This window comes from Saccharopolyspora sp. NPDC000359 (assembly GCF_040300525.1).
GTDB lineage: Bacteria > Actinomycetota > Actinomycetes > Mycobacteriales > Pseudonocardiaceae > Saccharopolyspora.
Genome location: NZ_JBEPDU010000002.1, coordinates 161,653 through 177,250, shown reverse-complemented (window position 1 = coordinate 177,250; position 15,598 = coordinate 161,653). Strand labels below are relative to the sequence as shown.

At 71.4% G+C, this 15,598-nt stretch carries 7 protein-coding genes; 4 read left to right on the top strand and 3 right to left on the bottom strand.

All coding sequences use genetic code 11. The features are described 5' to 3' along the window. Positions 1-102: 102 nt before the first annotated feature. Entirely contained in the window at positions 103-2,865 is a 2,763-nt protein-coding gene (locus ABT324_RS02650) for an AAA family ATPase (protein WP_351170448.1), read from the bottom strand. Between the two features lie 224 nt (positions 2,866-3,089). Between ABT324_RS02650 and ABT324_RS02645 the strand changes: the two genes are divergently transcribed. Continuing rightward, positions 3,090-5,681 (top strand): LuxR C-terminal-related transcriptional regulator, encoded by a 2,592-nt coding sequence (locus tag ABT324_RS02645; RefSeq protein ID WP_351170445.1) that lies wholly within the window; start codon positions 3,090-3,092, stop codon positions 5,679-5,681. 137 nt (positions 5,682-5,818) lie between these two features. Here ABT324_RS02645 and ABT324_RS02640 read toward each other — a convergent pair whose 3' ends face one another. After that, positions 5,819-6,070, bottom strand: coding sequence for a PLD nuclease N-terminal domain-containing protein (locus ABT324_RS02640; RefSeq protein ID WP_351170442.1), 252 nt, complete (start codon positions 6,068-6,070; stop codon positions 5,819-5,821). A 355-nt stretch (positions 6,071-6,425) separates the two neighbouring features. Between ABT324_RS02640 and ABT324_RS02635 the strand changes: the two genes are divergently transcribed. Together ABT324_RS02635 and mycP are read left to right on the top strand one after the other, a co-directional pair. Then, positions 6,426-8,777 carry a hypothetical protein gene (locus tag ABT324_RS02635; RefSeq protein WP_351170439.1) on the top strand — a complete coding sequence of 784 codons (2,352 nt, stop codon included), beginning with the start codon at positions 6,426-6,428 and terminating at the stop codon, positions 8,775-8,777. Between the two features lie 17 nt (positions 8,778-8,794). Continuing rightward, the gene (mycP, locus tag ABT324_RS02630; RefSeq protein WP_351170436.1) at positions 8,795-10,015 is read left to right on the top strand and encodes a type VII secretion-associated serine protease mycosin; all 1,221 of its coding nucleotides are present in this window, start codon (positions 8,795-8,797) and stop codon (positions 10,013-10,015) included. Here the strand turns inward: mycP and eccCa are convergent, their stop codons facing one another. Next, a complete protein-coding gene (eccCa, locus tag ABT324_RS02625) occupies positions 10,016-14,008 on the bottom strand; it encodes a type VII secretion protein EccCa (RefSeq protein ID WP_351170433.1) in 3,993 nt (1,330 codons plus the stop codon). 175 nt (positions 14,009-14,183) lie between these two features. Between eccCa and eccD the strand changes: the two genes are divergently transcribed. After that, entirely contained in the window at positions 14,184-15,545 is a 1,362-nt protein-coding gene (eccD, locus tag ABT324_RS02620; protein ID WP_351170431.1) for a type VII secretion integral membrane protein EccD, read from the top strand. Positions 15,546-15,598 lie beyond the last annotated feature (53 nt).

The following is a 15,598-nucleotide window of genomic DNA, read 5'->3' as shown; positions in this document are numbered from 1 at the left end:
CGCAACTCCCGCCGGGGGCCCCTACCCGCACCGCGACGCAAGACGAGGTTGGAGAAGCCTCGGGCAGTGTCGAAATCTACTTCGGTCAACGGATTTCCTCCATCAGGTCAGGAAATCGCCCGTGAGCATTGCGGCGGCCAACTCAACGCGGGAGCGGTATCCCGATCTCGTGAACATGCGTGAAAGCCTCGCGGATACGCTCTTCTCGCTGGTTCCGAACACCGAGGCGAGTTGTCGGTTGCTCAGTCCCTCGGTCACCAGCACGGCCAGCAACCGCTCGTTTTCCCGCAGTGTGCCGTTGCGGTCGGGCACGCTCACGTCGTGATCCTGCATGGACCGCCGCAGGCGCGCTCGCCACAGCAAGGCTCCCAACTCCCCGAGCAAGCCGTACGCCTCCAGGAAGAGTTCCTGCGGTCGCAGTCCTGTTTGCGCGATCCGGGTGAGCGCGAACACCGACTCGAACGGGGACGAGTGCTCGCGCGCCAGTGCGATGGCGGCTTCGGCGCTGCGGAGATCGCCGAACACGGTGGCCCGGGTGACGAGGAGTTCGAGTCGGGCCGTGTCGGTGCCGAGTCGGTCCGCGACGTTGCTGAGCCGTCGGAGGCTGTGCTCGGCCTGCTCGTATTCCCCCCGCCTGGCCTGGTGACGTGTCAGGTCGGCCAGCAGGATTTCGGTGCCGACCAACAGGCCAGCCGTCTCGGCGCGCTGGAGCCCGGTCCAAAGCAGGGCGTGGGCGCCGGAGTCGTCGCCCAGGAGCCGCAGCACGGTGGCTTCCGCGTGGTCCAGGACGTGTTCCAGTTGGCCGCGCCGGGCCTGCTCGACGAGGTTGCGCGCCCGGCCCAGCCAGCCCTGGGCCGTCAGCACCCGGATCGCGCCGTGGTGCAGGAACAGCCTGCTGACCGGGTCCGCAACGGGATCGTCGGCGATGCTGTTGCGGGCGATGCTCATCGCCCGATCCCAGTTGCCCGCCCGCCACTGCACCTGGAACCGGTCCGCCGCTGACAGTTGAGAACTGCAGGAACGGGCCACGCCAAGGGATTTTCGGGTGTGCCCGCCGGGTGTCAACGCGAGCAGCACCGAGTGGTGCGGTGGCATTCCAGTGCAGTGCCGGACGGTCGCGGTGACGGGTTCCGCGCCCGTCAGGACAGCGGCGGTGGAGTCGAACCGCCGCCCCCACCACGAGACCTGCGGGTCCAACTCGTCCCATCGCGCGCGGAACCGACGGAGTTCGGGGCCTGCTTCCGCCCACCGGTTCAGCAGGCACAGGGCGATCGCGCGACTCAACTCGCGGTTCGGTTCGTCCGGTGGCAGCCAGCGCGCTCTGAGGTCGATGACCCGTTGGAGTTCGGAGCGCTCGCCGCACGCAGCCAAAGCGAGGACGCGGTGGACCGCGAGCCGATGCCACTGCCGCGGTTCAAGCAGCGGCGTTTCGTCCTCGAACACCGTGCGCGCGCTGCGCTCCGCGTCGGCCATCCGCTCGTGGTGCACGCAGGCCGTGCAATGTTCGGCCAGCGCGGCTGCTCGCTGCGACCGCGTCGGCGCGAGTGCAGCAGCGGTGGCCAGCCACCGCATGACCCGGGGGTCGTCGTCGAAGGAATCATCCGCGGCAATGCGGAGGAGTTCGGCAACCGACCGGTCGGTGGGTATGAGAGTGCCCGCCTCCACCAGGAAATCGGCGAGAACGCCATCGTCGCGCGACGGGATGTCACCGGACCACAGCGCCTTGACCGCGACCGATGCGAGCAGGCGGCGCTCGAAAGGACCCGTGGCCGCCTGCACGGATTCGCGCGCTGCGGGAAACGCGAAGCGCCACACGGGGCGTTCGGGATCTGCTGCGCGTGCCCGGCGGAGCGTCCGGTCGGCCTCCAAGCTCGCGATGGCCTCCCGCACGCGTTGCTCGCCAGCCCGGAGGGACCTACCGGTGAGCTCGACGGCATCCGCGCCGAAGCACTCGTAGGCCGCCATGCACTTCGCGACGCGCCAGCGGAACCCGTCGGCGGTCGCCAAGCCAGGCACTTCGCTGACGTCGACCGGCGGCACGCCGCTTCCTCGGCGCAGCACGGCGTGCCGATCCACGAATCCGATGGCGCTGGCCCGCCTGCACGCAGCGGCGCTGGCGAGGAGCAGAGCGGGGTTTCCGCTGCTTGCGCGGTGCAGTACCGCGCTCAGTGATGCGTCCGGAACGGCGCCAAGCACGCGTTCCAGTACGGCCGCGCTTTGCTGTGCGGTGAATGGGCGGATCGTCCGGATCCGGGCCAAGCCGCGGCGGACCAGGTTGTCGAGAGTCGGGGAACGCGCATCGAGCGCGGGGACGTTGCGAATGGTGCCGACGATGGTGCACGCCGACCCCGCCAGGTCCTCGGCCATGGTGGCCAGCAGTTCCACCGAGCCGTCGTCGGCCCAGTGGGCGTCGTCGACGAGGACCACCAGGGGAGCTAGTCGACGCAACACCATCGACGCCGCCACCGCGAGTCGCTGTCGCCCATCAGCTTGCCCACCGCCGTTGGCCAGCGCCGCCACCACGGACGAGACCGCGGTGCCCTGCTCGCCGCGCGCCGCGGCGGCTGCGGTCAACAGCCGGTGCGCGGCGCAGTAGGTCGTGAGTCGGTCGGCCTCGGCTAACCGCAAGCGCACCGGCGCGGCCGTACGCACGCGCGCGCCCACCGCGTCGAGCAGCGTGGAGCTGCCGATCCCCGCCGTTCCCAGCAAGGCCATGAGAGGCACGGAATCGTCCGCGACCACGTCCAGCACGTCCCGCACCAGGTCATCCCTGCCGGCGGGGGACGGAGGCCCGTCGGGCGCCGCCGAACGGCCGACCGGTTCCTGGACCGGCCGGGGTGTGGCAGCCGAGTACCCAACCAACATGATCGGTCACTCCTTCCCCGTCGACGGCATTCGCGCTTGCCGTCCGGGTGGTCGCGAAAATTCTCCCTATCTGAAGGGTTGTCGATCTGCTGGTTCCGGCGGCACCTGCTCTTGGGGGGTATCGAGGCGATAGATCTTGCCACGCCTGCGGGTGCCTGCTTCCGTTCCCCGGAGACGTCCGGGCAGCAGACGGCGGGCGGGTTCTGGAACGGGGAGGAAGGACGATGATCCGGGCGAGCGGAGCGGTCGTCGGCCGGGACGACGAGCGAGCGGCGCTGGCGGAGAGCATCCGCCGGCGCATCGTCGTGGAAGTCCGCGGTGGCGCTGGGGACGGTAGGAGCGCGCTGCTGGACGCGGCCTGCGCGGACTGGGGTCGGGACGCGGTTCCGGTCGTCAAGGCGACTGCTAGTCGCGAAAAGCCGCTGGCCACCGTGGATGCGCTGCTCGACTCCATCCGGGAGCGGTTCGGCCAGACCGCGTGCCCGCGTCTGCTCGACAGCATCGCCACCGCGGCGGAACTGCGCTCCGGCTTCCGCGCGGGCGACGACGTGCTGGCGATCGCCCACGGGATCGGGCGCGCATTGGCCCAGGCCGTCAGTGGGCCGCGTGGCGGTGTCGCGGTCATCGACGACGTGGATCGCGCCGACGCGGTGTCTGGCCGCGCGCTGGCCACGATCGCCGAGACGGCGTGCTCGGCAGGGGCATCGGTGGTCTTCTCCGCCTGCCGCGGTCGGCGCACTCCGCTGGACGCGCTGGTTTCCGAGACCATCGAGCTCGCACCGCTGTCGGACACGGACATCCGCACGGTGCTCGACCGGAGAATGCCGCGATTCCCGCTCGACATGGCGGTGATCGAGGCGCTGCGCACGGCTTTGGGACCGCTGTTCCACAATCCCGGCACGGTCTTGCCCACCCTGCTCTCGCTGATGGCCGAGCGGCGACTGGTCGTGGTCGACGAGCGCTGGTGCCTGACCGGCCGAGGCGAGGAGATCGCCGTATCCGCTGATCACCGGTGGGTGCGCCCGTTTCGGCGGAACGCTGCTGGTGCCGCGTTGGTCGCGATGCTCGCCGCGCGGACCCCCTTGGCCCTGGAGCACCTCCCGGGCCTGGTCGGCGTGCTGGGTGCGGATCTCGGGGAAACCGGTCTGCTGCTGGACGAACTCGTCGAGGCCGGGGCGATCGAGTTCTCCGAACCCGGGGGTTCGGCATCGTTCGCAGCTCCTGCGCTGGCCGCCGCGGCGCGGGCGTTGGCCGACGGTGAGCTCGTCGACGAATGCCGGGTATTCCTGGCCCACCAGTGGAGAACCGGCGACCGTGGTCGGCGGGAGGCGGCCGCGTCGCCCACGCCAGGTCCAGGGTCGCCGCGAGCGCTGCGCGACCACGTGCGGTCGCAGGTGGCGGCGGCGAAGTTCGACGACCTCCATGCCGAATTGCGCCGACGGATCTCAGAAACCATTGCCACGGCGAAGGATCGCGAACACTCCGACCGTCCTGTGCTGGACGAGCTCCTGACGACGTGGATCGGTGCGCTGCTGCACGAATGGCGCACCGATCTGCTGCCGGAGGTAGTAGCGGACCTGCGGGCGGCCGGGGTGCCCCTGCCTGAGGGCTTCGCGGAATCGCTCGTGGAATCCGTCTCCAAGGCGGACTGGCAGGTCGTGGCGGCGAGGCTCCGGGCGTTATCGGAATCCCGCACCATGACGGCGGAACTTTTCGCGTCGTTGGGCGATCTCACCGGCGATCACGAGTCGTTCCTCAGAACTGTCGGCAGCTGGTCCAGGCTGCGACGGACGGCGGCCGACGACCTGCGCGAGGCTGCCACGCACGTCGACCTCGCCACGATCCTGGAACGCACGCTCGGTGTACGCTACGAGTCGGCCGAGCACAGCGATGTCGCCGACTACCAACGGATGTTGCGCGCATACCAAGCGGGGGACCGCGAGCGTGCGTTGTCGCTCGCGCGCCGGATGGAAGCGCGCGACCTGGGCCGTCGGGCGTCCCCGATGCGGTGCCTCTCCCGCGCGCTGGCCGGTGAGATCTGCGCCAGCGTTGGCGACTTCGGCCGTGCGGCGGAGTGGCTGCGTGGGTCCTCGCACCGGATGTTGGGCGGGCACTTGGTGAGCTGGGCACGCTGCGGCCTGGGCTACCGAACCGGCCGGACCGAAGCGATCGGAATCGGATGGCGGGAGTACCACCAGCACCGCGGCTGGGGACGCGCATCCGGGTTGGAGAAGCTGCTCGGTCGGCTGATCGACTGTTCGACCCGCGAAGGCGATCAGACCATGGCCGAGACCCTGTTGGGAGAGCTGGAGCAGCTGGACCGCGAAGTCCTGTCCGGTTCGACGCGCACTGCGGTGCTGCTCGCGCACGGATTGGTCCGGCACGACCAGGCCAAGGCCGTCGAATGCGTGCGCTTGGCGCAGGCGCGCGGGGACGAGCACTCGATGGCGCGGGCGTGCCTGCTGTTGAGCGATCTCAGCGACGACCCGCAGCCCTGGTTGGCGGAGCTGTACGCGCTCACCGAGCGGCATGGTTCATCGCGCACCCGTGCGAACCTGGTCGGGGAGATGCGGCGTCGCGGCGTGTGGTTGCCGAGGCAGCGCAGCCGGGACGATTCCAACACGCGAATCGAGGCCAGGGTGGCGCAGTTGGTCAGCGACGGCTGCACCAACCGGCAGATCGCCGCCGTCCTGGAAGTCAGCGAGAAGACTGTCGAAAGCCACCTGACCAGGATCTTCGCCCGCACCGGGTGTCGAACTCGGGTCGAGCTGGCCGCCGCGTGGCTGGAGGGCCGGGTGACGGAAACGACGGCCTGACCGATCGCGGCGCGGCCGCGATCGGGAGTCCTCGTGGGGCGAGTTGACCGCAACCCGGGTCGCCAGGCGGCCTGTTCACCAAGTCGCCCGCGGCGCAAACGACTTGGTGAAGCGGGAGAGCGTGCCGATCGCGGCCGTCAGCTGGCCCGCGTGCTGACGGGCTGGTCGGTTCCACGGGCGCTCCTCGAGTTCTTGCCGACGAGATGCCAGAACACGCTGCCCAGGAAGGGGAGCACGAAGATCGCGACCGTCCAGGCGCACTTGTGGACCAGTTCGAGCTCCGACCGGAGGACGCCGATCAGCGCGCTGAGCACCAGAACCGCGTAAGCGACGGCGATCAGGCCGATCAGGACCAAGAACAAGGACGTGGGGACGGATTCGGGAGTCACTGCTGAGGAGCCTCTCTGTTCGAAGAATCCGGGGAAGACCCGCCGACGTGATCGGCGGGAAACGGACTCCGGAACGGTGCCACGCGGCGTGTCCGTTGATCACGGGTTGCCCCGGCGACACCCGCGGAGCGAGGGATTTTCCTCAGCCGAGCGGGTCCTACTCAGCCACCTGGGTGTGACGATAGTCGCAGTCGAGGCGCGGGGTGGCCGAGGAGAATCCCTCGATTACCGCCGTTGACGGCCAGTGGAGCCAACCGCGGTGCGGAAGCGGGCACAGTCCCTCCAGGACCTCTCTTCACACACGTCGGCAGACGCCGGAGGCGTCTGGAGCCCTCTGTTCGCAGGGAAACGAGCCATGCCACCAATGCCATCGCCGCCGAACGGCCCCGGCACCGCCCCGTCGACACCAGTGCCCGGCCTCGAAAGAAGCGCGCTCCGCGTCCGCTGGCGGGGCTCCGCGGGCCTGTTCGAGCTCCTCGGCGAGCCGCCGGACTCGGCCGAGCACCGCCTGCTCGCCTCGCTGCCGGACGTGCCCGGCACCGTCGTCCTGCTGGCCACCATGGCGGCGGGCACTGCGTCCGACCTGCCCAACGCCGTGTGGCAGACGTGCGGACGCGTGTTCGGGCCGCCGAACCAGGCGGGTTTCCGCGGCCTGTGGTTGCTCGTGCGGGGAGCGGGAGTCCCCGACCTCTCGGGACGGGTCTACGCGCAGACGCTCGCCGACACGTTCGGCGTCGAGGTCGTCGCGTCGGTGGGTGAGGTCGTCGTGGCCGGGCCGCTGGCCTTCGCCACGGGTCCCGGCGGTGTGCCGGGCTGGGCCCGGTTCCGCCGCGGCAGCACGAGCACGCCGTGCGGCTACCGGCTCGCGCCTCCCGGCTGGGAGGTGCTGCTGCCGCCCCGGCCCCTCGTCGAACAGGATGCGGCCTTCGAACACGTCCCGGCAGGGCTTCTGGTGCGCCCCGTCCGATCCAGGAGCTCCGGTCCGGGCGACCCGGCGCGGGCGATTCCGGTCATCCCCGGGACACCCAGCGTGGTGCTGGGACGGCCTGGGGACCAGGAGCTGGCGCTGCAATCCGTGGTGACCGCCCTGCGCCGGATGCCTGCGGCGTTGCTCGATTCGTGCCGCTTCGTCCCCGCGGCGGCCGGCACGTCGTCGGCGGCGTGGCTGCAGCGTTTCGCCGACCGGCTCGGCCGGGATGTTGTCGCTTCGACGGGTGTTCCGGAACCGGACGGGGTGGTCACCGTGCACGACGCGCGCGGCGAAACCACCTGGTGCCCGGTTCCGACGCTTCTGCGCTACTCGCCCGGGGCGCCGACGACGGTGCTCGCCTCGTCCCCGCCGCCCCCGGGCTGGCTGCCCGCCGAGCCGGGCTGCTCCCGTCCCGCGACGGGCGCACCGCTGCGGCTGCACGTCGTCCCCTCGGGACTCGCTCTGACCACTGTGGACGAATCAGTGGACGTGCTGCCGCGCAGCCCGTTCGAGGCGCACCGGATGACGTTGACAGTGACACCGGCGGCCGTCGCGGCGGAGGCGCAGCTGGTCGGCGAGCTCCTACCGGTGCTGGCGAAGAGGTGCGGGAACCGCCTGCGGGTCCTGCTGGTCGGCCCCGCGAAGGACGGGACCGCCGCGGCGCTGCGCGAGGCGGTGCGGAAATGCGGGGCGGAGTTCGAGGTCCGGGAGGCCCCGGTGGAGAAGGCCACGGTCGTGGTGCCCCGACCAGGGGCCGACGAACCGGAGCCCGGCGAGGGTGACGATGTGCCCACAGCGGTCGTCGCGCCGCTCCTGCCGCGTCCGGCGACGCTGAGTTCCGGACCGTCGGGCGCACCGGACGGCGCCGACGTCGGGGCGCGGACCGTGCGCATCCCGGCGCCGGTGAAAGCCGCGCCGGTCCCGGTGGAGCACCGCGATCCTCTGTTCCCGCCCGACCACGTCAGCACCCCCGAGGAGCGGGCGACGTTCCTGGACTGGGCGGGAGAGGACTTCGACACCGAGGTGGGCGCGGTGAACGCGGCCCTGGCGCTGTTCCCGTCGCTGCGCGGCGACGACGAGGACGCCGCCCGCGTCGATCTGGTCGCGGTGCGGCTCTACCTGGGCGGCGGCGATCGGGGAGGTGCGGCGCTCAACGAACGGCTCCGCACCGGTAAGGAGCCGTGCGCCGCCTACCTCGCGTGCCTGATGTCCGGGCTGCGCAGGCTGCCGGCTCAGCGCGGAGCGGTGTTCCGCGGTGTGTCGTGGCCGTGGGACCAGGACGTCCAGGACTGCTACCAGGTGGGGGCGGTGCTGTCCGAACCCGGGTTGGTCAGCGCGGTGCCGTGCGACGGCGGTGTGCCCGAGGGACCGTGCGTCGACGTCGGCATCTGGTCGCGCTCGGCGCGGCGGACGTCCGTGCTGACCCCAGTCGGTCAGGAGAACGAGGTGGTCTTCGGCCAGCGCGGCCGGTTCAGGGTCCTCGCGGTGGAACGCGGTGACGGCGGTTCCGCGTTGCTGCTGGATGAACTGCCCGCGGGCGCCCGGACCGGTTCGGGCGAGCTGGAAGACGGAGACCTCGCCGTGACCGACCGGCTCCGCGCCGCGTTGCGCCGCCGCCGCGACCGCGAACTCGCCACTGTGGACGGTGCGCAGGCCGCGCGTTTCAATCAGGCCGTCGGACTCGTCGCCGAGGTGGCCGACGTCGCGGCGAAGCAGGTTTCCGTGACAGCTCCCTGAACTCCAGGAGTGAGTTGATGTACCGCAGAACGCCCCGTCCCGTCCGCGTGGCCGCCGCCTGCTTGGCGTGCGCGGCCGTGATCGGTCCGGTCGCCCCCGCCGCCCTCGCCGCACCGGCGGCTGGGCCGCCGGACCGGTCGACGATCCAGGGATGCGCGCCGCCGCCGGGCGCGTCCGATCCGGCGATCCCGTGGGCGCAACAGCAGTTCTTCCCACAGCGGGTGTGGAAGGTGACCAGGGGATCGGGCGTCGTCGTGGCCGTGGTCGACTCCGGCGTGGACGCGAATTCGCCGCAGCTGGCCGGCGCCGTGCTGTCCGGAGTCGACGTGTCCGGATCCGGTGGCGCGACGTCCGACTGCACCGGGCAGGGCACGTTCGTCGCCGGGATCATCGCCGCAAGGCAGGTGCACGGCGTCGGGTTCGCCGGGCTGGCCCCGGACGCCCGTATCCTCCCGGTGCGGGTGCTCGACGACAAGGGCAACGCCGATCCGGCGATGCTGGCGAAGGGCATCCGCGCCGCGGCCGATGCCGGTGCGCGGGTCATCAACGTCTCTCCCAGCACGTCGGTGCCGAGTGCCGCTCTGCAGGCGGCGGTCGAGTACGCGCAGTCGCGCGATGCCCTCGTCGTGGCCGCCGCCGCGGCGAGCACGAACGGCCGGTCGGCGACCTATCCCGCCGCCTACGACGGGGTGCTCGGGGTTGGCGGGATCAACGAGACCGGAAAACCCAGTGCTGCTTCGGAAACCGGGTTCTCGGTCGACGTGGTGGCGCCGGGCGAGGAGATCGTGAGCATCGGCCCGGGAGGGCCCGGTCACTGGCAGGCCAGCGGCACCGCCTACGCGACGCCGTTCGTCTCGGCCGCCGCCGCGCTCGTCCGTGCCTACCACCCGGAGCTGACCGCCGTCCAGGTCGCCGAGCGGCTGCGGACGACCGCGAACCGGTCCGGCGGCGCGGTGCCCGACCCCCAGACCGGGTGGGGCGTGGTCAACCCGTACTCCGCTGTCACTGGCGTGGTCACGGGTGTTGCGAACAGCACGGTGACCTCGGGCCGCGTCACGCACCCCGTCGTCCCGCCGCCGGACCCGTGGCCTGCGGGCATCGTCGCGGCCACCACAGGCGCCGCCGTGGGCGCGGGCGCGCTCGGGTGGCTGATCTCCGTCCTGGTCCCGGCCGGCCGGCGTCGGTCCTGGCGCCTCGCCCGTGGTGCGCGCACCACGGGCGAGGCGCCTGAATTCTGATCAGTCCCTGCTCGTCACCCCGACCGGGTTCTTCCCGGCCGGGGTGATTCGTGGTGTCTGCAGCAGGCGGACCGTCCGTCGCCGGTTGACGAACTGGGCGCGTCCGGGCGGCAGCTCCCGGGGGCGGAGGTTGCCCAGGAAGCCGCCCTCGTCCTTCGGGCAGGAGAACAGCAGCGCAGGGGTGCCCAGCTCCCACATGCGCCGCATCACCGGGTCCATCATCGCCCGGCCCGCTCCCGAGGTGCTGCGGGCGACGATGAGGTGCAGACCGATGTCGTGGCCCTGCGGCAGCAGCGACAGCAGCGGCTGCAACGGGCCGGACATCCCGCCTTCCAGCAACTCGGCGTCGTCGACGACGACGAACAGGCGTCCGCCGTCCCACCAGTCGCGCTTGGCCAGCCGCTCCGGGGTGATCTCCGGGCCGGGCAGTCGCGGCGTGAGCAGCTCCGCGACCTCCTGCACCGTGCTGGCGAGGCTGTCGGCGGCCACCGCGTACCCGACCTGGTACTCGGTCGGGATCGCGTCCTGCAGCTCGCGGCGCGGGTCGGCGAACAGCACCTTGGCCTGGTCGGGTGCGTACCGGTCGGTGATCGCGCGCGCGAGGTAGCGCAGCAGGTTGGTCTTCCCGCACTCGGCGTCGCCGAAGGCCATCAAGTGCGGCGTCTGGTCGAAGTCGTGCCACAGCGGAGCCAGTTCGACGTCGTCCATGCCCAGCGGGACCTGGAACACCGCGTGTTCGTCGCGCACCCGCAGTCCGGGAAGGTCGGCCGCGGTGACCTCGCTGGGCAGCAGCCGCACCGGGGGCGCCGGGACCGCGTCCGGCCCGCCGGCGGCATGCACCAGATCCGCCACCGCGTCGGCGAGGTCGTCGGTGGACGACTGGCCGTCGAGGCGAGGCAGGGCGGCCAGGAAGTGCTGCCGGTCGGTCGTGATGCCGCGTCCCGGCGTCGCGGGAACGGTGGCCGCCAGGCGGCTGTGCACCTCCGACTCCACCGGGTCGCCGAGGCGGAGTTCGAAACGGGTGCCGAGCACGTCGCGCAGCCACGGGCGCATGTCCGACCACCGGTTCGAGCCCACCACCAGGTGGATGCCAAAGCTCAGGCCGCGTGCGGCGATGTCCTGCAACCGGGATTCGAGTTCCTCGAAGTCGTTGCGCATCGTGTACCAGCCGTCGACGACCAGGAACACGTCACCGCAAGGGTCCTCGTCGGTGAACCGGCCTTGCGCCCGCGCCCGCCGGTAGGCAGCCATGGAGTCGATGTTGTGCTGGGCGAACAGGTTCTCGCGCCGCTGCAGCAGGTTGATGATCTCTTGCACCGTGCGGGTGACCCGGTCGCGGTCCAACCGGTTGGCGACTCCGCCGACATGCGGAAGGCCCTGCAGCGCTGCCAGCGTGCCACCGCCGAAGTCGAGGCAGTACAGCTGCACCTCGGTGGACGAGTGGGTCAACGCCAGCGAGCACAGCAGGGTGCGCAGCAGCGTCGACTTGCCGCTCTGCGGTGCGCCCACGACCGCCACGTGGCCCTTCGCGCCGGACAGGTCGGCGGTGAGAAGTTCGCGGCGCTGCTGCGCCGGGAGGTCGACCAGGCCGACGGGCACGACCAGCGGGGTGCGTTCGGCGGCGCGCAGCCCGAGTCGAGGGTCTTCGAGCAGCGCCGGCAGCAGATCGTCCAATGAGGACGGTGTGCGCAGCGGCGGCAGCCACACTTGCCGGGCGGCCGGTCCTCGTCCGGCCAACCGGTCGATCACCACGTCCATCACGGTCGCGCGGGTGTCGTCCGGACCTGCCTGCTCGGCAACCGGTTCCGGCTCCGCACGCAGCTGCGGTGGCAGGTACTGGCTGGTGAAGTCGACGAGCTGGTCCTCGACGACGCGCGGGTCGCGCCGCCTGCGCGGTGGCCGGTAGGCGCCCGAGACGTAGGCGGCCTTGAACCGCACCAGCGTCTGCGTGTCGGTGCGCAGGAACCCGTTGCCCGGGGCGGAGGGCAGCTCGTAGGCGTCGGGCACACCGATCACGCTGCGGCTCTCCGTGGCGGAGAAGGTGCGCAGGCCGATGCGGTAGGACAGGTGGGTCTCGACCTTGCTGATCCGCCCTTCGTCGAGGCGCTGCGAGGCCAGCAGCAGGTGGACGCCGAGGCTTCGGCCCAGGCGGCCGATCGTCGCGAACACGTCGATGAACTCCGGCTTGCTGACCAGCATCTCGCTGAACTCGTCGACCACGACGAACAACGCGGGCATCGGCTCCAGCCGCGCCCCGGCGCGGCGCGCCTTCTCGTACTCGCGGCGCGACGCGTAGTTGCCCGCCGCGCGCAGCTGTTCCTGCCTGCGGTTCATCTCGCCGGTCAGGGCGTCCTGCATCCGGTCGACGAGTTCCAGCTCGTCGACGAGGTTGGTGATCACCGCCGAGGTGTGCGGCAGCTTGTCGAAACCGAGGAACGCCGCACCGCCCTTGAAGTCGACCAGCACGAGGTTGAGCTCGTCGGACGAGTGCGTGGCGGCCAGCGCGAGCACCAGGGTGCGCAGCAGTTCGCTCTTGCCGGATCCGGTGGCGCCGATGAGCATGCCGTGCGGGCCCATGCCGTCTTCGGCCGACTCCTTGATGTCGATCTCCAACGGCACGCCGGAGGTCTCGATGCCGACGGGCACCCGCAGCCGCTGCCGGTCGGGTCGCCCGCGGCGCAGCGCGTCGACGTCGAACGTCCGGGCGTCACTGATTCCCAGCAGCGTGGTCAGCTCGAAGTCGGTGGCCAGCGGCTCGCCGGCGTCGACGGCGGTGCCGATGCGGAATGGCGCGAGCGTGCGCGCCAGCGCCGCGGCGGCTTCGGCGCCGAGCGCATCCGGCACGCCGAGCCGGGTCGCCGACTCCCGCCCGGCGCGGTCGAAGGTCACCCGGCTGATCTCGTCCGGCGAGACGTCCAGGTGCAGGGTGTCCGGTGCGGGTCGCCACGGCAGGCCGTCGCCGACGTCGAGGACCACCGCGTTGCGGCAGCCGCCCTCGACGAACCGGTGCCCGGAGGGCACCGACACCCCGTCGAGCAGGACGACGACGAGCGGTTCGCGGCTGGTGATGGGGCTCGAGCCCTCGAACCGCGGGCGGTCGGTGAAGTCCTCGCCGAGCAGCGACTCGATCTCGGTGACGTTGTCGGCCATCAGCCGCACCGGACCGGCCGCGTCGCGACGCTGCGTGCTCTGGTTGTGCGGCAACCACTTGACCCAGTCCCAGCGGGTGCGTTCGGCCTCGCCCGCGCACACAGCGATGACCAGGTCGTCGGGGGAGTGGAAGGTCGTCAGCTGCCCGAGCAGGGCACGGGTCATCGCCCGCACGGCCTCGGGCTCGCCGCGCACCTGAAGGCGCGCGAAGCCGCGCAGGTACACCGGGACCGGGGCGTCGGGCAGGCTGCTGTAGGCGCGCAGGAACCGGCGCAGCGCGTGCGCCGACAGCGGCTCGAGGTCCTCGACCGGTTTCGTCTCCGGCGGCACCAGCTTCAGCGCGGAGTGCTGTTCACCGACGCCGACGCGGGCTTCGCCGAAGTCCTCGTGCGTCGGACGTCGTTCCCACAGCCGGTAGCTCAGCGCGAGCGACCACAGCGACTGCGGAGCCGGGTGCGTCCAGGCCGCCGACCGCCGGTGTTCGCCGAGCGCGGAGCGCACCCGGTCGCGCTGCTGCGCGAGGTAGCGCAGGAAGTCGCGGCGATCGCCGCCCATCTTGTACTTGCGGTCGGTGGCGACCCGGAGCAGTTGGCTGGCGACCATGCCGACCATGCCGACGAGCATGACGCCGCCGATGACGTAGGCCATCGCCCCGGACTGCGTCTGCAGGAAGGTCAGCGCCATGGTGCTGGACATCAGCACCATGGGCAGGTAGGTGAGCACCGTGCTGAGTCCGCTGTTGCGCGACTCGGGCACGGGTGGTGGTTCTTGGAGGGTGAGTTCGCCCTCGGGCATCTTCGGCCCCACGCGGCGCGCGGGCCGGTTGAACAACGTCGTGGTCAACGCGGTCGCCTCTCTGGTGAGTTCTTTCCCTAATCGCGCCGCCCGCGGCTGCCGATGGGCGTTGCGGGTGTTCCTGCGCGGTTAGGTTCCGCCGTGTCACTTCTCGGCCAGCCAGCCACGAAGGGAAACCGGACACCAGATGGAAGGCACCGCCAAGGATGTCACAAGCAAGCTCGTGAGGCTACGGTTGATCGTCGGTTCGCGGTCGGTGGAACTCGCGGTCCCCACCGAGGTTCCGTTCGCGGACCTGCTCCCGGCAGTCCTGCGCAACGCCGGGCAGGGCCTGGCCGACCTGGGTGTGGAGCACGAGGGCTGGGTGCTGCAGCGGTTCGGACACGTTCCGCTGGACGAGAACCGGACGGCAGCCGAACTCGATCTCGTCGACGGCGAGACCGTGCACATGAGACCGCGCGCTGAGGCGCTTCCCGAGATCGACTTCGACGATCTGGTCGACGGCATCGCCGGGCAGGTTCGCGCGCGCCCGGACCGGTGGAACGACGGGCTGACCCGCTGGACGCTGCTGGCGTTCGCCGGGCTGGCGCTCCTGCTCGGCTGGACCACGCTCGCGGTGGCCGAGAACGCCCTCCTGTCCACAGTGGTTGCTGGTGCGAGCGCGCTCGCGCTCGTCGCCGTGGCGGGTGCGGCCGCGCGGGCGAAATCGGCGACGGTCACGGGCACGGTCCTCGCGGTCGCGGCGGTCTGCTACGCCGCGCTGTGCGGGTGGTTCTTGCCCGTTGCCGTCCACCTGGCCGCGCCCCCGGCCGCGGGCTTGGCGTGCGGGAGCGTGCTGGCCCTGCTGGTGTCGGTGCTCGCGCTGTTCAGCCTTGGCGACGCGACGCTGTTCTTCGTCGCCCTGCTGTTGCCGGCGGCGGTGCTCACCGTGGTCCTGCTGTTCGGTTTCGCGTTCGCGCTGCGGCCCGACCAGTGCGCCGCGCTGGGGGTCGCGTTGTGCCTGACGGTGCTGAGCTTCGTACCGACGCTGTCGTTCCGGTTGGCCGGTTTCAAGCTCCCCGACCTGCCCTCCGGGGCCGATGAACTGGACGAGGACACTGATCCGGTGCCCTATCGCGAGGTCGTGGACCGCGCCGAGGTCGCGGCCCGCTACATCGCCGCGCTCACCTTCGCGTTGACCGCGCTGACGGTCGTGCTGTTCGCCGTGGCGATCAGCGCATGGCAGCTGTGGCAGGCGCTGTTCGTCGCGGTCGCGGCGCTTCTGCTGCTGTTGCGGGCGCGGTCCTTCGACGGCCGGTGGGCGCGTTGGCCGATGCTGGTCGGCGGCGGCTGCGGGGGCGCGGCGTTCTGGGCGTGGCTGCTGGTCGGCACCGACCCGTTGATGCGGCTGGTGGTGCTGTTCCCCGCGGCTGTGGCGCTGGTGTTCGTGCTGGTCCTGTGCTCGCGTTCGCTGCCGGGCGCCAAGCCGCGGCCGTACTGGGGCCGCGCGGTCGACATCGTCGAGGTGCTCGTCGCGGTGGCGCTGGTCCCGCTGCTGCTGGCGGTCCTCGACGTGTACGCGTTCGTGCAGGGGCTGGCCGGGTGATCCCGGAGCCAACCTGCCACCACCCTTCGACGACCAGGTTCTGAGGTAGCACG